Below are 17,671 nucleotides of genomic sequence, written 5' to 3' on the forward strand. Positions count from 1 at the left end.
GTCTCAGCTGAATTGCTTGCCTTCGGCCGCCAGCTTCGCCAGCAGCGGGGCCGGCTGCCAGAAATCGGCGTCGTCGTTGGGGTTCTTGGCAAAGCGGTTCATGGCCTGGACCACGTTGAACAGCCCGACCTCGCCCGCGTAGTGCATGGGGCCGCCGCGCCAGATGGGGAAGCCATAGCCGGTGAGGTAGACCATGTCGATATCGCCCGACTTGCCGGCGATGCCGTCTTCCAGGATGTGGGCGCCTTCGTTGACCAGGGCGAAGACCAGGCGCTGGACGATTTCCTCATCGGAGATCTTGCGCGGGGTGATGCCCAGCTCCTTGCGATGCGACTCGATCATCTGGTTGACCAGCTCGGACGGGATGGCCTCGCGCTTGCCCGCCTGGTAGTCGTACCAGCCCGCACCGGTCTTCTGGCCGAAGCGGCCCAGCTCGCACAGCTTGTCGGCCGTGCGGCTGTACTTCATGTCGGCGCGCTCGACGGCGCGGCGCTTGCGGATGGCCCAGCCGATGTCGTTGCCGGCCAGATCGCCCATGCGGAACGGGCCCATGGCGAAGCCGAACTTCTCGATGGCCTTGTCCACCTGGGCGGGCGTGGCGCCTTCGTCCAGCAGGAATCCGGCCTGGCGCGAGTACTGCTCGATCATGCGGTTGCCGATGAAGCCGTCGCACACGCCCGAGACCACGGCGGTCTTCTTGATCTTCTTGGCCAGCTTCATCACGGTGGCCAGCACGTCCTTGGCGGTGTGCTTGCCGCGCACCACTTCCAGCAGCTTCATCACGTTGGCGGGGCTGAAGAAGTGCATGCCCACCACGTCCTGCGGGCGCTTGGTGAAGGCGGCGATCTTGTCCACATCCAGCGTGGAGGTGTTGGAGGCCAGGATGGCGCCGGGCTTGGCCACTTCGTCCAGCTGCTTGAACACGGTTTCCTTGACGCCCAACTCCTCGAACACGGCCTCGATGATGAGGTCGGCGTTCTTGAGCGCGTCATACGACAGCGTGGTGCTCAGCAGGGCCATGCGCTGGTCGTACTTTTCCTGGGTGAGCTTGCCCTTCTTGACCTGGGCTTCGTAGTTCTTGCGGATGGTGGCCACGCCACGGTCCAGCGCTTCCTGCTTGGTCTCCAGAATGGTCACGGGGATGCCCGCGTTCAGGAAGTTCATGGAGATGCCGCCGCCCATGGTGCCGGCACCGATGACGCCCACGGTCTTGATGTCGCGCACTGGCGTGTCCGAGGGCACGTCGGCGATCTTGGAGGCCGCGCGCTCGGCCATGAACAGGTGGCGCAGTGCGCGCGACTCGGGCGACCACATCAGTTGCATGAAGGCTTCGCGCTCCAGAGCAATGCCTTCGTCGAACTTCTTGCGCGCGGCGTTCTCCACCGTGTCCACGCAGCGGGCCGGGGCCGGGTAGTTCTTGGCCATGCCCTTGACCATGTTGCGTGCGAACTGGAAGTAGGCATCGCCCTGGGGATGCTTGCAAGGCAGGTCGCGCACGCGCGGCAGCTGGGCACCCGCCGCGTGCTTGTCGGCCACTTCCAACGCAAAGGCCTTGGCCTCGTCCAGCAGGGACTCGGGCGAGGCGGCCATCTTGTCGAACAGCTTCTGGCCGGGGATGGAGGCCAGCAGCTCGCTCTTGACGGGTTCGCCGCTGACGATCATGTTCAGCGCGGTCTCCACGCCCAGCACGCGCGGCAGGCGCTGCGTGCCGCCTGCACCGGGCAGCAGGCCCAGCTTGACTTCAGGCAGGGCCACCAGGGTGCCGGGAGCGGCCACGCGGTAGTTGCAGCCCAGCGCCAGCTCCAGCCCGCCGCCCATGCAGACGGTATGGATGGCGGCCACCACGGGCTTGCTGCCCTGGTCCAGGGAGTTGATCAGCGAGACCAGGTGCGGCTCGCGATACGCCTCTTCCTTGCCGAACTCGTTGATATCGGCACCGCCCGAAAAAGCCTTGCCGGCACCCGTGATGACGATGGCCTTGACGGCCGGGTCGGAATAGGCCTTGTCCAGCCCCTCGACGATGCCCCGCCGCGTGGATAGTCCCAGGCCGTTGACCGGCGGATTGTTCAAGGTGATGACGGCGATGGCACCGTCCACTTTGTATTCAGCAGTCATGCTGTTGTCCCCTATGCGATAGAAAAAGAACGATCGTGCGATTTTGATTGTAAAAAAAACGCGGGCCGGCGCCACTGCGGTTTGTCCCAAGCGGGACAAGCGCCGTGGCCCGGGCCGCCTGCCGGGCAGCAGGCCCAGCCTTGTACGGCATCAGACCTCCAGCCACTCCTTGCGCACCTTCTGATCGGCGCGCAGCCCGTCGGGCGTGCCGTCGAAGACGATGCGCCCATGACCCATGACCAGGGCCCGGTCCGAGATACTCATGGCAATGGTGAGCTTTTGCTCGATCAGCAGCACGGACACGCCGCGCTGCTTGATCTTTTGCAGGTACTCGCCCACCAGCTCGACGATCTTGGGAGCCAGGCCCTCGGTGGGCTCGTCGATGATGATCAGGTCCGGGTCGCCCATCAGCGTGCGGCACAAGGTCAGCATCTGCTGCTCGCCGCCCGACATCACGCCGGCCTCGGTGTGCTGGCGCTCCTTCAGGCGCGGGAACATGGCGTACATGTCGTCGAAGCCCCAGCGGCTGTCCCGGCCCTTTCCCTTCTGTCCCAGCAGCAGGTTCTGGTGCACGGTGAGATTGGGGAACACGTCGCGGCTCTCGGGCACGTAGCCCAGGCCCAGGTGAGCGATCTCGTAGGCCTTTCTGCCAGTCAGGCTCTGGCCCTTCCACTCCAGCGCGCCCTCCCAGTGCACCAGTCCCATGATGGCCTTGGCCGTGGTGGAGCGGCCCGAGCCATTGCGCCCCAGCAGCGCGACGATCTCGCCGGGCTGTACGGAAAATTCCACGCCATGCAGCACATGGCTTTTGCCGTAGTAGGCATGCAGGTTGTTGATGTTCAGCATCCGCGCTCCCTCAATGTGCACCAGCTTGTTGATCCGCCACGGACGAGCCCAGATAGGCCTCCTGCACGCGTGGATTGGCACGCACGGCCTCGGGCGTGTCGTAGGCGATGACTTCGCCGTAGACCACGACGGCGATCTTGTCGGCCAGGCCGAAGACCACGCCCATGTCGTGCTCCACGGTCAGCAGCGTCTTGCCTTCGGTGACCTTCTTGATCAGCTGGATGAAGTGGGCCGTTTCGCTGTTGCTCATGCCGGCCGTGGGTTCGTCCAGCAGGATGACGCCGGCGCCGCCGCCGATGGTGATGCCGATCTCCAGCGCGCGCTGTTCGGCATAGGTCAGGTTCACCGCCAGCGTGTCGCGCTTTCTGTGCAGGCCGATCATCTCCATCAGCTCATCGGCGCGGGCGTTGGCATCGCGCAGCTTGGACAGGAAGCGCCAGCAGCTGTAGCGGTAGCCCAGGCTCCACAGCACGCTGCAGCGCAGGTTCTCGAACACGCTGAGCTTGGGAAAGATGTTGGTGATCTGGAAACTGCGCGACAGCCCCATGCGGTTGATTTCATAGGGTTTCTTGCCGTCGATGCGCTGGCCGTTGAGCAGCACCTGGCCGCTGGTGGGCTCGAAGCGGCCGCTGATCAGGTTGAACAGCGTGCTCTTGCCCGCGCCGTTGGGGCCGATGATGGCCACGCGCTCGCCGGGCTTTACGGCCAGTTGGGCGCCGCGGATGATCTCGGCCTTGCCGAAGCGCTTGTACAGGTCGCGCAGCTCCAGCGCGTAGGTGGCCTCGCCGGTCGCGGCAGCGGCGGCAGTGCCTGGTCGTTCGATTGCAATGCTGGACATGGTTCAGCCCTCCCCGCGCTTGATGGCTTCTTCGATCTCTTCCTGGATACGCTCCCAGCGCCGCAGGCACCAGCGCCGGGCCACTTCCAGCAGGCCCAGGCCCACGACGAAGACGGCAACGGCCACGGTCCAGGTGGAGGCCGAGCTGGTATCGAGCTGCACGCCCATGAACGAGACCTGGGAACCCAGGGCCGCGTTGAGCTGCAGGTGGTAGATCATCTCGACGATGGCGGCGCCGCCCACGATCATGACCAGGGCGCTGGCGGCGATGGCCAGGTAGGGCTGGGCCAGCCGGCGCCACTTGCCGAAGCGCGCCACGCGCAGGTTCATCATGATCAGGCTGGCAACGCCACCGGGCGCATACATCACCATCAGCAGGAACACCAGACCCAGGTACAGCAGCCAGGCCTTGGTCAGCTCCGACAGCAGCACCGAGGCCAGCACCAGCAGCACGGCGCCGATGATGGGTCCGAAGAAGAAGGTGGCGCCGCCCAGGAAGGTGAACAGCAGGTACGAGCCCGAGCGCATGACGCTCACGCTGTCCATGGCCGTGATGATCTCGAAGTTGATGGCCGCAAGCCCTCCGCCCACGCCCGCGAAGAAGCCCGCGATGATGAAGGCGAAGTAGCGCACGCGCTGCGTGTTGTAGCCCACGAACTCCACGCGCTCGGGGTTGTCGCGCACGGCGTTGAGCATGCGCCCCAGCGGCGTGCCCGTGAAGGCGAACATGGCGGCCGTGCAGACGAAGCAGTAGGCGGCGATCAGGTAGTACACCTCCATGCCCGAGCCGAAGGTCAGCCCGAAGAAGGGCTTGCCGTAGACGCGGTCGGTGGTGATGCCGCCCTCGCCCCCGAAGAACTCGGGGAACATCAGCGCCATGGACGCCACCAGCTCGCCGATGCCCATGGTGATCATGGCGAAGGTGGTGCCCGACTTCTTGGTGGTCACATAGCCCAGCAGGGCCGCGAAGAACATGCCGCCCAGGCCGCCGATGACGGGAATCAGCACCAGCGGAATGCCCCAGTCGCCGGAGCTGGCCCGGTTCATCGCATGGATGGCGATGAACGAGCCCAGCCCCGTGTAGACCGCATGGCCGAAGCTCAGCATGCCGCCCTGCCCCAGCAGGATGTTGTAGGACAGGCAGATGATGATGAGATAGCCGATCTGGCTGAGCATGGTCAGCGCCAGGCTGCTGGTGAACACCAGCGGCGCGACGATCAGCGCCAGGGCGAAGGCGCCCCAGATCAGGATGCGGCCGATGTTGAGCGGCTGGAAGCTGTAGTGGCGCCCCGCGCCCGCAGCCCCTGAAGCGCCCGAAGCGCCTTTTGCGGCAGTGGATGTCATGGTCGTTTTGGTGATCGAGGACATGGTGTCAATCTCCCCGCGTGCCCAGGAGGCCCTTGGGCCGGAAGATGAGGATCAGCACCAGGAACAGGTAGGGCAGGATGGGCGCGACCTGGGAAATGGTGAGCTTGAGCAGCGGCCAGCCGAAGGTCTGTTCGCCGACCGGGCTGCCCAGCGAGGTCAGCAGGCTGGCCAGCGACCAGTCGATGGCCACGGCAAAGGTCTGCACGACGCCGATCAGCAGCGAGGCCACGAAGGCCCCCGCCAGCGAGCCCATGCCGCCGACCACCACCACCACGAAGATGATGGAGCCGACCGACATGGCCATGGCCGGCTCGGTCACATAGGTGTTGCCGCCGATGACGCCGGCCAGCCCCGCCAGCGCGCAGCCGCCGCCGAACACCATCATGAACACGCGCGGCACGTTGTGGCCCAGCGCCTCCACCATCTCGGGGTTCTTGAGCGCGGCCTGGATGACCAGGCCGATGCGCGTGCGCGTCAGCAGCAGCCAGACGGCCACCAGCATCAGCATTGCCACCAGCATCACGAAGGAGCGCGAGCGCGGGAACTGCGTGCCGTACAGCGTGAACAGCGGGCCCTGCAGCGCGGGCGGCAGGCCGTAGGGCACGGTGCCCCGGCCCCAGACCAGCTGCACCACCTCGAGGATGAGGTAGGACAGGCCGAAGGTCACGAGCAGTTCTGGCACATGGCCGTACTTGTGCACGCGGCGCAGGCTGTAGCGCTCGAACATGGCGCCCAGCGCGCCCACCAGCAGGGGCGCGACGAACAGCGCGCCCCAGAAGCCGATGATGCCGCTGAGCGTGTATCCGAAGTACGCGCCCAGCATGTAGAAGCTGGTGTGGGCGAAGTTGAGCACGCCCATCATGCTGAAGATCAGCGTCAGCCCCGAGCTGAGCATGAACAGCAGCAGTCCATAGCTCACGCCGTTGAGCAGCGATATGGTGAAGAACTCAAGCGTCATCGAAAGGCCTTGGTTTCGGTGCGTTGGGGACAGGAAGCGGTGCGTGCCGGTCTCAGGACGGGCGCTTCATCTGGCAGGACGTGGGCGTGCTGGCCACGTAGGGCTCGTAGTACTTCACCGGGGCGAAGGTGTAGCCCGTGTTCTCGGCGTCATAGGGGTTCTTGCCGCCGGCCTTTTCCCAGCGCGTGATGTACAGGCCCTGCTGCAGCTGGTGGTCGGTCTTGCGCATCTCCACTTCGCCGTTGAAGCTCTTGAGCTTCATGCCCTCCAGCGCGGCTGCCACCTTGACGGGGTCGGTGCCGCCGGTCTTGGCAAAGGCCGCATCCAGCAGCGCGAACACGTGGTAGATCGAGCTTTGCGTGAGGTCGTCGTTCATCTTCTTCTTGAACTCGGCCATCAGCGGCTGGATGGCCCCCCCCATGTTGTAGTGGCCGTAGCCCACGGTGTAGACCTTGCCGTCGGACGCCGCGCCCATGGCCGTGGGCGAGCCCGAGCCGAAGGCGTAGTAGGTGTAGAACTTGACGTTGTTCAGGCCCGCGTCATTGGCCGCCTTGAGCAGCAGCGACAGGTCAGAGCCCCAGTTGCCCGTGATCACCGTGTCGGCGCCCGATTGCTTGATCTTGGCGATGTAGGGTGCGAAGTCGCGCACCTGGGCCAGCGGCGCGAAGTCATCGCCCACCACCTGCACGTCGGGCCGCTTGGCCTTGAGCATTTCCTTGGCGTACTTGGAGACCTGCTGGCCGTGCGAGTAGTTCTGGTTGATCAGGTAGACCTTCTTGACCTCGGGCACGTCCTTCATATAGGTCGTCAGCGCTTCCATCTTCATGGAGGTGTCCGCATCCAGGCGGAAGTGCCAGTAGCTGCACTTGCTGTTGGTCAGGTCCGGGTCCACCGCCGCATAGTTCAGGTAGACGACTTCCTTGCCCTTGTTGCGCGCGTTGTGCTTTTCCAGTGCGTCCATGATGGCCAGGGCCGGGCCCGAGCCGTTGCCCTGCACCACGTAGCGTGCGCCCTGGTCCATGGCCGAGCGCAGCACGGCCGTGGTCTCCTGCGGGCTGAGCTTGTTGTCCAGCGGGATGATCTCGAACTTCACGCCCGAAGCATTTTTCTTGTTGAACTCCTCGGCCATCAGCTGGAAGGTCTTGAGCTGGTTCGTGCCCACGGCGGCCATCAGGCCCGACAGCGGGTCGATCCAGCCGATCTTCACCGTCTCGCCCTTTTGCGCCCAGGCGCCCGAGGCACAGGCCAGCATGGCCGAGGCGGCCACCGAATGCACGATCCACTTCATTTTTCTGTCTCCTTTTTCCGGTTGATTCGGATATCTGTATTGGCGCCAGACTAACGCCTGAATGACAATTTCCCTTCGGGGAATGCCTTAGAAACTATCGCGCATGCGACTTCGCCGCAGTCCGGGACACATTGGCGACAGATCGTCATCGATCAGCCCATGAACCCGTGTTTTGACCGATTTCAGGCAAAAGAAAGGGGCGCCTCGCGCCCCTTGCGAAGTCAGCCTGCCTGCCTGGGCGTCATGAAGGACGCTTCATCTGACATGAGGTGGGGGTACTGGCCACATAGGGCTCGTAATATTTCACGGGCACAAAGGTGTAGCCGGTGTTCTCCGAGTCCATCGGGTACTTGCCGCCGGCCTTTTCCCAGCGCGAGATGAACAGGCCCTGCTGCAGCTGGTGGTCGGTCTTGCGCATCTCGACTTCGCCGTTGAGGCTGTTGAACTTCATGCCCTCCATGGTGGCCGCCACCTTGGCCGGGTCCGTGGTCTTGGCGCGCAGGAAGGCCTGGTCCAGCATGGTCAGGCCCGAGTACAGCGAGCCCGTGTACATGTCGTCGTTGAACTTGGCCTTGTAGCCCTTGGTGATGCGGTCCAGCGGGCCGGGCAGGTTCAGGTGGCCGTAGCCCACCATGTAGACCTTGTCGGCGGCGGCCGCGCCCATGGCCGTGGGCGCGCCCGTGGCAATGGCGTAGTAGGTATAGAACTTGACGTTGTTCAGGCCCGCGTCGCTGGCGGCCTTGATCAGCAGCGCCAGGTCCGAGCCCCAGTTGCCCGTGATCACCGAGTCGGCGCCCGATTGCTTGATCTTGGCGATGTAGGGGGCGAAGTCGCGCACCTGGGCCAGCGGCGAGAAGTCGTCGCCCACGATCTCCACATCGGGGCGCTTGCGCTTGAGCATCTCCTTGGCGTACTTGGAGACCTGCTGGCCATGCGAGTAGTTCTGGTTGATCAGGTAGACCTTCTTGACCTCGGGCACGTCCTTCATGTACGTGGTCAGGGCCTCCATCTTCATGGAGGTGTCCGCATCCAGGCGGAAGTGCCAGTAGCTGCACTTGCTGTTGGTCAGGTCCGGGTCCACCGCCGCATAGTTCAGGTAGACGACTTCCTTGCCCTTGTTGCGCGCGTTGTGCTTTTCCAGCGCATCCATGATGGCCAGGGCCGGGCCCGAGCCGTTGCCCTGGAAGACGTAGCGCACGCCCTGGTCCATGGCCGAGCGCAGGGCTGCCGTGGTTTCCTGCGGGCTGAGTTTGTTGTCGATGCCGATGATCTCGAACTTCACGCCCGAGGCCGTGCCCTTGTTGAGCTCCTCGGCGATGTACTGCAGGCTCTTGAGCTGGTTGGAACCCAGCGCGGCCATGAGGCCGGACAGCGGGTCGATCCACGCAACCTTCACCGTCTCGCCCTTCTGGGCCATGGCGCCCGTGGCGCAAGCCAGGGCCAGGGATGCCGTCAATGCCTTGATCGCAAACTTCATGAAGCGTCTCCTCTTGTGGTGGTTTCTGGGCGAGGCTCAGGGTAATGGTCCCCTTGCCCCGCACCGATCGGTGATTGCCCCTAGCGGCTATCGCCGACGAGACTCGGACCGGCCGCCCCTATCAGCACATGCCCCCGCATGCCCTGGCACGGCGGCTGGCCCGCAGCGGCTCACAGCCCCGGCAGCCGATAGCCGGCCAGTTGCTCGCGCAACCGGGTCTTGAGCATTTTTCCGGTGGCGCCCAGCGGAATGGCATCGACGAAGACCACGTCGTCGGGGATCTGCCACTTGGCGGTCTTGCCCTCGTAGAACTTGAGCAGTTCCTCGCGCGTGACCTCGGCACCGGGCCTCTTCGCCACGGCGACGATGGGGCGCTCGTCCCACTTGGGATGTGGCATGCCGATGCAGGCGGCCATGGCCACGGCCGGATGGGCCATGGCGATGTTCTCGATGTCGATGGAGCTGATCCATTCGCCGCCGGACTTGATCACGTCCTTGCTGCGGTCGGTGATCTGCATGAAGCCGTCCGGGTCGATGGTGGCCACGTCACCCGTGGGGAACCAGCCGCGGCCCTGCGCGTCCTTGACCAGCGGGCTCTCGCCCTTGAAGTAGCTGTCCACGATCCAGGGGCCGCGCACCAGCAGGTCGCCGTAGCTCTTGCCGTCCCAGGGCTGGTCCGTTCCATCGCTGCCCACGATGCGCATGTCCACGCCGTAGATGGCGCGGCCCTGCTTTTGCAGGATCTTCATCTGCTCGTCCTTGGGCAGCTGCAGCTGCTTGTTCTTGAGCGTGCACAGCGTGCCCAGCGGGCTCATCTCGGTCATGCCCCAGGCATGCAGCACCTCCACGCCGAACTCGTCCTGGAAGGCCGTGATCATGGCCGGCGGGCAGGCGGAGCCGCCGATGACCGTGCGCTTGAGCGTGGAAAACCGCAGGCCGCCCGGCCTGATGTGGCCCAGCAGCATCTGCCAGACCGTGGGCACGCCGGCCGCGTAGGTGACGCCCTCGGCCTCGATCAGCTCGTACAGCGACTTGCCGTCCAGCGCCGGGCCGGGGAACACCAGCTTGCAGCCCGTGAGCGCGGCCGAGTAGGGAATGCCCCAGGCGTTGACGTGGAACATGGGCACGACGGGCAGCACCGAGTCACGCGCCGATATGCACATCACATCGGGCAGCGCGGCCGCGTAGGCGTGCAGCGTGGTGGAACGGTGGCTGTAGAGCACCGCCTTCGGGTTGCCCGTGGTGCCGCTGGTGTAGCACATGCTGGAGGCCGTGTTCTCGTCGAATTCGGGCCACTGGTACTGGTCGGACTGGCCGGCAATCCAGGCCTCGTAGCTGACCAGGCCCGGAACGCCGCTGTCTGCAGGCAGGCGGTCCGCATCGCACAGCGCCACCCACTGGCGCACCGTGGGGCACTTGGCATGCACGGCCTGGATGATGGGCAGGAAGGTCAGGTCAAAGCACATGACGCGGTCTTCCGCGTGGTTGATGATCCACGCCACCTGGTCGGGGTGCAGGCGAGGATTGACCGTGTGCAGCACGCGGCCCGAGCCGCTGACGCCGAAGTACATCTCCATGTGGCGGTAGCCGTTCCAGGCCAGCGACGCCACGCGGTCGCCAGGCTGCAGGCCCAGGCCGTCCAGCGTGTTCGCCAGCTGGCGCGAGCGCCGTGCCAGGTCGCGGTACGTATAGCGATGGATATCGCCCTCCACCCTGCGCGAGACGATCTGCGCATCGCCATGGTGGCGGTCGGCGAAATCGATCAGCGACGAGATCAACAGTGGTTGGCTTTGCATCAGACCCAGCATCTATAGGCTCCTAAGGTGATTGAACTTCGTGAACGTCGTGAACTGCGGACCGCGGATTCGCGCAAGGCCAAGGCCCTGGTGCGCGATGCCGCAGCCCGCATGGAGGGTGGCTCAGGCCGGCGCCCTGGGTCCGATCCCCGCAGGGACAGGCGCATCGTTTTTCCGGCATGGTTGACGCATTGTCTTGTCGCAACTCGGCAGCGTCTTCGCATGCTCGTATGGGATATACCCTAGGACGATGCTGGAGGCATGCGCTGCGTCATGCCACAGCGTGTTCGTGGACGGCGTCTTGTCGTTGCCGAAGATCCAGTATCCGGTCTGCGATGGCGAATCCACTGTCACGCGAATGCTTGAGCCGGCGCGAAACACATGCGCGAATTTCTGGATCTCTACGCGCAACAGTTCGGGCTTGCCCGACACCATGGGCACGTCCTTGTCCCGCGTGAACGCGCCCCACGGCCTCAGCGTCGTGGAGCGCGCCGTGTCCAGGGCACGCTTGGACGCACGCAGCCAGCCACGCTGCACGAACATCTCCTGCCCGTCCGGCCTCACCTCGGACACGGTGACCTGGATGTCGGTGTTGGCGGCCGTGGCGCTGAGCCACAGGTCGGCCGAGCCTTCGCCATAGAAGCTCAGGTCCTGCGGCAGGGCTGCCGTGGTGAAGACCAGCTGGCCATCCTTTTCCGACGCGGGCACGGCGGGCCAGCCTTCGGCCGCCGGGTTGTTCACCTGCGGACTCAGGGCCGGATAGCGGTAGCTGGACGAAGCCGTGCCTGAGGTGGGTGCGCTGTCGCCCAGGGCCTGGCCGGGCTGCATCCACAGGCGCAGGGGCTTGACCTGGACAGGCAGCCGGTCAAACCGTGCCTCGCCCGTGGGCATGAGCTTGGCGCCGCCATTGGGGGCCTTGGCGTCCGTGGTCTGCATCTCCTGCAGCAGGCGCACGCGCGGCTCCTTGTCGAAGCCGTTGTCCTCGCCCTTGACGAAGCGCGCCAGGAAGCGCTTCAGCGTCTGGTCGATATGGTCCGAGGTGATGTTCGTGTGGTGGTCGCCGTTGGAGCTGACCAGCCACATCCTGTCGGGCGCAATGGTGTCCTCGTAGTAGCCCGAGCGCGGGCCGATCTGCTCGTCCTGCCAGGACTGCGTGCCCAGCGTGGGGATATTGATCTTGCCGCTTTGCAGCATGGCGCTGCGCTCCAGGTACAGGCCATCGGCATAGGGGTTGTCCAGCCACTTGATGAGGTCCAGCTCGGGCCGCTTGATCTTCTCGATGTTGTCGGCCACGGTCTTGGCGCATTCCGTGTCGCCGCCGTTCTTCGCCGCCAGGTCGGCGGCCGTGCGCCAGATGCGCGGGAAGCCGTTCCACCACTGCGCCGGAAAGCCGATGTTGGCAATGCCGCCCGGATAGCCCACGTCGCGGTAGGGATCGCCCACATTCTTGCTGGGCGTGATGGCCATCAGCCCCTCGGGTCGGTGCGCCGCCACCCACAGCTGGTTGTAGCCCGAGTACGAGTAGCCGATCATGCCGATGCGGCCGTTGGACCAGGCCTGCCGCCCGGCCCACTCGATGGCGAAGGCTCCGGCCGCACCTACGCTGGCGTCAAACACCTTGTCATCCCCCGTGGAGCAGCCCGTGCCCGGCACGTTCAGCCCCATGACCGCATAGCCTTCCTTGGTCCAGGGACTGCTGATGTTGGGGTACGAGCCCGAGATATAGCCGTCGTACTCGACCAGCAGCGGGAACGGACCCTGTCCCTCGGGCAGCAGCAGCGAGTAGCGCATCCTGCTGCCGTCCGGCAGGGTGATGTAGCCCGATTGCTGGCCCGGCCCCATGGGCGCGGGCATGCCGGACGATCCCCCTCCGCAGGCGGCCAGGCCCACGGCGGCGGCGGCAATGGCCCCCGCCAGCGGCCAGCGCCAGGCCTGTGTGAAAACGGTCTTGGCTGTCATGGGTACCTGTCTCCTTCGTTGTTGTTGGCTATCTCTCGGGGCTTGCCGCGGCAAGCCCCTGCTCGCTCATCTACTCGCTCACCTGATCGCTCACTGCAGCCGGATGCTGGTCGCGCCCAGTTCGGCGTCGAAGACCAGGCTGGACGGCCAGGGCTTCCATGTCTGGCCCAGGGCCGCGTTCTGCGGGTCGCCCGTCTGCATGAAGGCCTTGAGGCTGGCCATCATGGCGTTCGACAGCGCCAGCCGCCCCGGTGCATTGGCCGTGCTGTTGGTCACGCGGGAGAACACGGATGGCCCGAAGTTGCCGAAGAGAAACGGCAGATCGAACGCATGGGCCGCACCGTAGACCGTGTTCCAGGGCGCGGGCTGGCGCGCCCAGTCGAAGCGGTAGCTCCAGACCTCGGCCTGCCGCGTGCGCAGCGTATTGAGCAACTGGTCGCGGCTGGGATCGGCGAACAGATGGGTCAATTGCGCCATGCGGGCGTTGTAGCCGGTGACCGGCGTATCGACGGGCAGGTAGGCGGCATCGATGATGTCGGCCAGGCCCGGCGCGTTGGGCGACTGCGCGTCGAAGGACTGCATCATGCGAAAGCGCGCCGCATCATCGATCCTGAAGCCCGGCTTGCCGCCCAGCGCAGCCAGCAGGGGCGCGAACAGCTTGCCCTCCTCGGCCGTGTAGCCGGCCATCACGGGCATGCGGTTGTATTGGCCCGCAGCCAGCGCGGCCATGGGATCGGTGGGCAGCAGCAGGCCGTCGGGAATCGGCCCCGCGCCCGTCAGGCCCTTGGCCACCAGGGTCTGCAGCAGCACGCGCGCATCCTTGCCGCGCAGGTAGGCCGCAATCTGCGCCGGTGTCCAGCCGGCAGCCACCGTGGCCGCAGCCGCCACATCGGCAGCCAGCCCATCGGCCACCATCAGATGGGCCAGCAGCAGCGCGGACTGGGTGGCGTAGGCCGAAGCCGGCTTGAGCGTGGCCAGCACGCCGGCCGGCAGGTTGGACGGCAGCGACAGCCCGCCGCTGATGGGCACCAGCCTGTGGAACAGGCCGCGCGCCGACTCGGCCGCCAGCAGCGCCAGCACATTGGTGGCACCCGCCGACTGGCCCATGAGCGTGACATTGCCCGGATCACCGCCAAAGCCCGCGATATTGCGCTGCACAAAGCGCAGCGCCTGCAGGTTGTCCAGCAGCGCGAAGTTGCCCGTGGCCGGCGCGCCGGCCTGCATCTGCGGCATGTGCATGTAGCCCAGGATGTCCAGCCGGTAGTTGGCCGTCACCACCACGGCATTGGCGGCGCGTGCCAGGGCGGCGCCGTCATACAGCGGATCGGCCGTATAGCCCGAGATGGCGCTGCCGCCGTGGATGAACACCAGCACCGGCAGCTTCTCGGCACCGCTGGCCGGGCGCCAGATGTTGAGCGTCAGGCAGTCCTCGCTGCCCACGGGCTGGCCCAGGGTGGAGGCAATGGTGTCGTCGAAGCGGTTGTTGGCTCCCGGGCCGTACATGCGCCCGATCTGCAGGCAGGCATTGCCGAACTGGCGCGCCTCGCGCACGCCCTCCCAGGCCTTGGGCTCGGCCGGCGGCTGCCAGCGCAGCGCGCCCACGGGCGCCTGGGCAAAGGGCACGCCCTTCCAGTAATAGGTGCCCGTGGCGGCGCCATCGTCCACGCCGCGCAAGGGGCCGTAGGCCGTCTCGCGCAGTTCGGGACCTCCGCCGCCCGAGCCGCCGCAGGCCCCGAGCCACAAGGCCATTGAAGCCACGGCCAGGCGTATGCCGCCAGCCATCCACCGCTGTCCTGTGCGCATGCTTGTCTCCTATGATTTTGGGGTTTCCCGTATGGGCCGTGCCCGGCCCTTGGGCCACACTGCGCAGTCGTTCGCCGCGCTGCAAAAATTCTAGGAACAGCGCGCCCGCACGCCGCTATCGCAACCAAGCCAAAAAAGTGACTTCAGAACGCAAAAGGCGCCCCGGACGGCCCAGGAAAACCCGGCCATGACAACGCAGCGCAGCAGCTCCGCCGCATGGGTGCGGGGCATCCTGGACATGATGGCCGCCGAGGGGCTGGCCGTGGAAAGGCTGAGTGAGGAGGCCAACATCGACCTTGCCGCACTGCAGCATTCGCAGACCCGCATCGATGTGGACCGCGTGAGCCGGCTGTGGGAGCTGGCAGTGGCGCAGTCGGCCAATCCCACGCTGGGCCTGGACCGGCAGCTGGCCGCGCGCCACGGCAACATCGACCTGGTGGGCTACTCGCTGGCTTCGAGCCCGCACCTGCTGGCGGGCTTTCGTGACCTAGAGCGCCACATGGCCGTGATCTCGGACGCCACCGCCTTCACGCTGGAGCGCGATGCGCGCGGCCACTGGCTGTCCATACACCACATCGGCGCCACGCGCGCCGTGCCGCGCCAGCGCGTGGAGTTCGCCGTGCTCACGCTGCTGGTGCTGTGCAGCTGGCTGACGCGGCGCGAAGTCCAGCCGCTGGCCGTGGAATTCATGGCCCAGGCGCCCTCGCCCCTGCACGAGGCCCGCTACCGACAGGCCTTCGGCCTGCTGCCGCGCTTTGGCGAGCGCGCCAACCGCTTCCTGCTGTCGCAAGACGACCTGCTCGCGCCCATCCCGACGCACAACCCCGAACTGCTGGCCCTGCACGAAAAACTGGTCGAGTCCGAGCTGGACCAGCTGGGCCAGGCCGGCGTGGGTGCCCGCGTGCGCCATGAGATTGCGCGCCTGCTGCCCCAGGGCGAGCCGCGCCGCGAGGAAGTGGCCGCAGTGCTGGGCCTGACCGACCGTACCTTGCAGCGCCGCCTGCAGGCCGAGAGCACCAGCTACCAGCAATTGCTGGATGACACCCGCCGCGAGCTGGCCCGGCAGTACCTGGGCGAGCCGCGCCACAGCCTGGCCGAGGTGGCCGACCTGCTGGGCTTCGTGGACCAGAGCAACCTCTTTCGCGCCTGCCGCCGATGGTTCGGCATGCCGCCGGGCCAGTACCGGCAGCAACTGCGTGCGTGAATGCATGCGGTGAATGCGCGCATGAACCTTGCGCCCCACGGGGCATAGGCGCTGGGGGACAATTCCCGCATGAACCTGCACGCTGCCGCCGAAGGCCGGGCTCCGGCGACCTCCCCACGCCCTCCCATCTCCTGGCAAGACGGCTTCGCCGCCCTGGGCCCGGACTTCTTCACCCATCTGCGCCCCACGCCGCTGCCCGAGCCGCACTGGATCGCCACCAGCACCGGCACCGCCGAGCTGCTGGGCCTGGACCCGCAATGGCTGGTCTGCGATGAGGCCCTGCAGGCGCTCACCGGCAATACCGTGCTGCCCGGCAGCCATCCGCTGGCCAGCGTCTACAGCGGCCACCAGTTCGGTGTCTGGGCCGGCCAGCTCGGCGACGGCCGTGCCATCTTGCTGGGCGAGACCGCCTCGGGCCAGGAAATCCAGCTCAAGGGCGCGGGCCGCACGCCCTACTCGCGCATGGGCGACGGACGCGCCGTGCTGCGTTCGTCCATCCGTGAATTCCTGTGCAGCGAAGCCATGCACGCCCTGGGCATTCCCACCACGCGCGCGCTGAGCGTGACCGGATCGCCCGCCCCCATCCGCCGCGAAGAGATCGAGACCGCCGCCGTGGTGGCGCGCGTGGCGCCCAGCTTCATACGCTTTGGCCACTTCGAGCACTTTGCGGCGCGCGACCAGATGGCGCCGCTGCGCCAGCTGGCCGACTACGTGATCGACCGCCATTACCCCGAATGCCGCACGGCCGAGGCACTGGCCGGCAACGCCTACGCCAACTTCCTGCAGGACGTGAGCGAGCGCACGGCGCGGCTGCTGGCGCACTGGCAGGCGGTGGGCTTTTGCCATGGCGTGATGAACACGGACAACATGAGCATCCTGGGACTGACCATCGACTACGGTCCCTTCCAGTTCCTCGATGCCTTCGACCCCGGCCATATCTGCAACCACAGCGACACCCAGGGCCGCTACGCCTTCAACCGCCAGCCCCAGGTCGCGTACTGGAACCTGTACTGCCTGGGCCAGGCCCTGCTGCCGCTGATCGGCGAAGAGGAGCTGACCATTGCGGCGCTGGAGTCGTACAAGCAGGTGTTTCCGCAGGCCTATGGCTCTCTCATGCTGCGCAAGCTGGGCCTGCCCGAAGATGCTCCCGGCACGCCGCCTGCCGAGGCGCGCTTTGCCGCCCTGGTGAACCCGCTGCTGCAGCTCATGGCCGACAACGCCGTGGACTACACCATCTTCTTCAGCCGCCTGACCGATGCCGTGGCCACAGCCGGCGGCACCGAGCCCGACCTGGAGCCCGTGCGCGACCTGGTGCTGGACCGGCCCGCCTTCGACGCCTGGGCGGCAGGCTACGTACGGCAGCTTGCGACCGTGGATGGCACGGCAGCGGCCGCGCTGATGCAAGAATCGAATCCGCGCTTCGTGCTGCGCAACCACCTGGGAGAAATCACCATCCGCGCAGCCAAGGCGGGCGACTTCACCGCGGTGCGCCAGCTGCTGGCCGTGCTGCAGACCCCGTTCGCACCCCACGCCGAGCATGCCGAATGGGCAGGCTTCCCGCCCGACTGGGCTTCCTCCATCGAGATCAGCTGTTCATCATGAGCTTTCCCATCCACAAGACCGAGCAGGAATGGCAGGCCGAGCTGCAGGCCAAGGGCGCCGAGCCCGCCGCCTTCCAGGTGACGCGCCACGCGGCCACCGAGCGCCCCTTCACAGGCCGCTATGAGCAGTTCTGGGCCGATGGCAGCTACCACTGCATCTGCTGCGGCGCCAAGCTGTTCGACTCCGATAGCAAGTTCGACGCCGGCTGCGGCTGGCCCAGCTTCGACCGCGCCATCCCAGGCGCTATCACCGAAATCGTGGACCGCAGCCATGGCATGGTGCGCACCGAGACTGTCTGCAGCCAGTGCGGCGCCCACCTCGGCCATGTGTTCCCCGATGGTCCCTCCGACACAGGGCTGCGCTACTGCATGAATTCCGCGTCGCTGGAATTCGAGCCACCCAAGGCCTAGGCCCCAG

13 protein-coding genes are annotated in these 17,671 nt (G+C 66.2%); 3 read left to right on the forward strand and 10 right to left on the reverse strand.

The window, feature by feature from the left end:
- Positions 1–3 precede the first annotated feature (3 nt).
- The 10 genes from ACF8NF_RS20970 to ACF8NF_RS21015 all read right to left on the reverse strand — a co-directional run bounded on the left by ACF8NF_RS20970 (position 4) and on the right by ACF8NF_RS21015 (position 14,448).
- Positions 4–2,115: a 3-hydroxyacyl-CoA dehydrogenase NAD-binding domain-containing protein gene (locus tag ACF8NF_RS20970; RefSeq protein ID WP_392451214.1), complete on the reverse strand. Its 2,112-nt coding sequence runs from the start codon at positions 2,113–2,115 to the stop codon at positions 4–6.
- Positions 2,116–2,265: 150 nt separating this feature from the next.
- Positions 2,266–2,961 carry an ABC transporter ATP-binding protein gene (locus ACF8NF_RS20975; RefSeq protein ID WP_016446753.1) on the reverse strand — a complete coding sequence of 232 codons (696 nt, stop codon included), beginning with the start codon at positions 2,959–2,961 and terminating at the stop codon, positions 2,266–2,268.
- A 10-nt stretch (positions 2,962–2,971) separates the two neighbouring features.
- The gene (locus tag ACF8NF_RS20980; protein ID WP_013802770.1) at positions 2,972–3,799 is read right to left on the reverse strand and encodes an ABC transporter ATP-binding protein; all 828 of its coding nucleotides are present in this window, start codon (positions 3,797–3,799) and stop codon (positions 2,972–2,974) included.
- 3 nt (positions 3,800–3,802) lie between these two features.
- Entirely contained in the window at positions 3,803–5,167 is a 1,365-nt protein-coding gene (locus ACF8NF_RS20985; RefSeq protein ID WP_017405243.1) for a branched-chain amino acid ABC transporter permease, read from the reverse strand.
- Between the two features lie 4 nt (positions 5,168–5,171).
- Positions 5,172–6,125, reverse strand: coding sequence for a branched-chain amino acid ABC transporter permease (locus ACF8NF_RS20990; protein WP_017405244.1), 954 nt, complete (start codon positions 6,123–6,125; stop codon positions 5,172–5,174).
- A 52-nt stretch (positions 6,126–6,177) separates the two neighbouring features.
- Positions 6,178–7,413: a branched-chain amino acid ABC transporter substrate-binding protein gene (locus ACF8NF_RS20995; protein ID WP_043790376.1), complete on the reverse strand. Its 1,236-nt coding sequence runs from the start codon at positions 7,411–7,413 to the stop codon at positions 6,178–6,180.
- Between the two features lie 241 nt (positions 7,414–7,654).
- Positions 7,655–8,890: a branched-chain amino acid ABC transporter substrate-binding protein gene (locus ACF8NF_RS21000; RefSeq protein WP_016452910.1), complete on the reverse strand. Its 1,236-nt coding sequence runs from the start codon at positions 8,888–8,890 to the stop codon at positions 7,655–7,657.
- 170 nt (positions 8,891–9,060) lie between these two features.
- Positions 9,061–10,698 carry a 3-(methylthio)propionyl-CoA ligase gene (locus ACF8NF_RS21005; RefSeq protein ID WP_046238371.1) on the reverse strand — a complete coding sequence of 546 codons (1,638 nt, stop codon included), beginning with the start codon at positions 10,696–10,698 and terminating at the stop codon, positions 9,061–9,063.
- A gap of 111 nt (positions 10,699–10,809) precedes the next feature.
- Complete coding sequence (locus tag ACF8NF_RS21010) at positions 10,810–12,645, reverse strand: CocE/NonD family hydrolase (protein ID WP_392451215.1); 1,836 nt, start codon at positions 12,643–12,645, stop codon at positions 10,810–10,812.
- Positions 12,646–12,735: 90 nt separating this feature from the next.
- Entirely contained in the window at positions 12,736–14,448 is a 1,713-nt protein-coding gene (locus ACF8NF_RS21015; RefSeq protein ID WP_313281359.1) for a carboxylesterase family protein, read from the reverse strand.
- 187 nt (positions 14,449–14,635) lie between these two features.
- Here ACF8NF_RS21015 and ACF8NF_RS21020 point away from each other — a divergent pair, with 187 nt between their 5' ends.
- The 3 genes from ACF8NF_RS21020 (at position 14,636) to msrB (ending at position 17,664) form a co-directional block, all read left to right on the forward strand.
- Positions 14,636–15,652, forward strand: coding sequence for an AraC family transcriptional regulator (locus tag ACF8NF_RS21020; protein WP_047327614.1), 1,017 nt, complete (start codon positions 14,636–14,638; stop codon positions 15,650–15,652).
- Positions 15,653–15,721: 69 nt separating this feature from the next.
- The gene (locus tag ACF8NF_RS21025; RefSeq protein ID WP_392451216.1) at positions 15,722–17,254 is read left to right on the forward strand and encodes a YdiU family protein; all 1,533 of its coding nucleotides are present in this window, start codon (positions 15,722–15,724) and stop codon (positions 17,252–17,254) included.
- A complete protein-coding gene (msrB, locus tag ACF8NF_RS21030; RefSeq protein WP_034363982.1) occupies positions 17,251–17,664 on the forward strand; it encodes a peptide-methionine (R)-S-oxide reductase MsrB in 414 nt (137 codons plus the stop codon). Before ACF8NF_RS21025 ends, msrB begins: the two co-directional genes overlap by 4 nt.
- The last annotated feature ends 7 nt before the right edge of the window (positions 17,665–17,671 follow it).

It is taken from the genome of Delftia sp. WSY_22 (genome assembly GCF_043104185.1).
In the GTDB taxonomy this organism is placed as follows: Bacteria; Pseudomonadota; Gammaproteobacteria; order Burkholderiales; family Burkholderiaceae_C; genus Comamonas; species Comamonas tsuruhatensis.

Excerpts from the sequence above, each read along its gene's own strand:
- ACF8NF_RS20970 (WP_392451214.1), bottom strand. The coding sequence starts at position 2,115 with ATGACTGCTGAATACAAAGTGGACGGTGCCATCGCCGTCATCACCTTG.
- ACF8NF_RS20975 (WP_016446753.1), bottom strand. The coding sequence starts at position 2,961 with ATGCTGAACATCAACAACCTGCATGCCTACTACGGCAAAAGCCATGTG.
- ACF8NF_RS20980 (WP_013802770.1), bottom strand. The coding sequence starts at position 3,799 with ATGTCCAGCATTGCAATCGAACGACCAGGCACTGCCGCCGCTGCCGCG.
- ACF8NF_RS20985 (WP_017405243.1), bottom strand. The coding sequence starts at position 5,167 with ATGTCCTCGATCACCAAAACGACCATGACATCCACTGCCGCAAAAGGC.
- ACF8NF_RS20990 (WP_017405244.1), bottom strand. The coding sequence starts at position 6,125 with ATGACGCTTGAGTTCTTCACCATATCGCTGCTCAACGGCGTGAGCTAT.
- ACF8NF_RS20995 (WP_043790376.1), bottom strand. The coding sequence starts at position 7,413 with ATGAAGTGGATCGTGCATTCGGTGGCCGCCTCGGCCATGCTGGCCTGT.
- ACF8NF_RS21000 (WP_016452910.1), bottom strand. The coding sequence starts at position 8,890 with ATGAAGTTTGCGATCAAGGCATTGACGGCATCCCTGGCCCTGGCTTGC.
- ACF8NF_RS21005 (WP_046238371.1), bottom strand. The coding sequence starts at position 10,698 with ATGCTGGGTCTGATGCAAAGCCAACCACTGTTGATCTCGTCGCTGATC.
- ACF8NF_RS21010 (WP_392451215.1), bottom strand. The coding sequence starts at position 12,645 with ATGACAGCCAAGACCGTTTTCACACAGGCCTGGCGCTGGCCGCTGGCG.
- ACF8NF_RS21015 (WP_313281359.1), bottom strand. The coding sequence starts at position 14,448 with ATGCGCACAGGACAGCGGTGGATGGCTGGCGGCATACGCCTGGCCGTG.
- ACF8NF_RS21020 (WP_047327614.1), top strand. The coding sequence starts at position 14,636 with ATGACAACGCAGCGCAGCAGCTCCGCCGCATGGGTGCGGGGCATCCTG.
- ACF8NF_RS21025 (WP_392451216.1), top strand. The coding sequence starts at position 15,722 with ATGAACCTGCACGCTGCCGCCGAAGGCCGGGCTCCGGCGACCTCCCCA.
- msrB (WP_034363982.1), top strand. The coding sequence starts at position 17,251 with ATGAGCTTTCCCATCCACAAGACCGAGCAGGAATGGCAGGCCGAGCTG.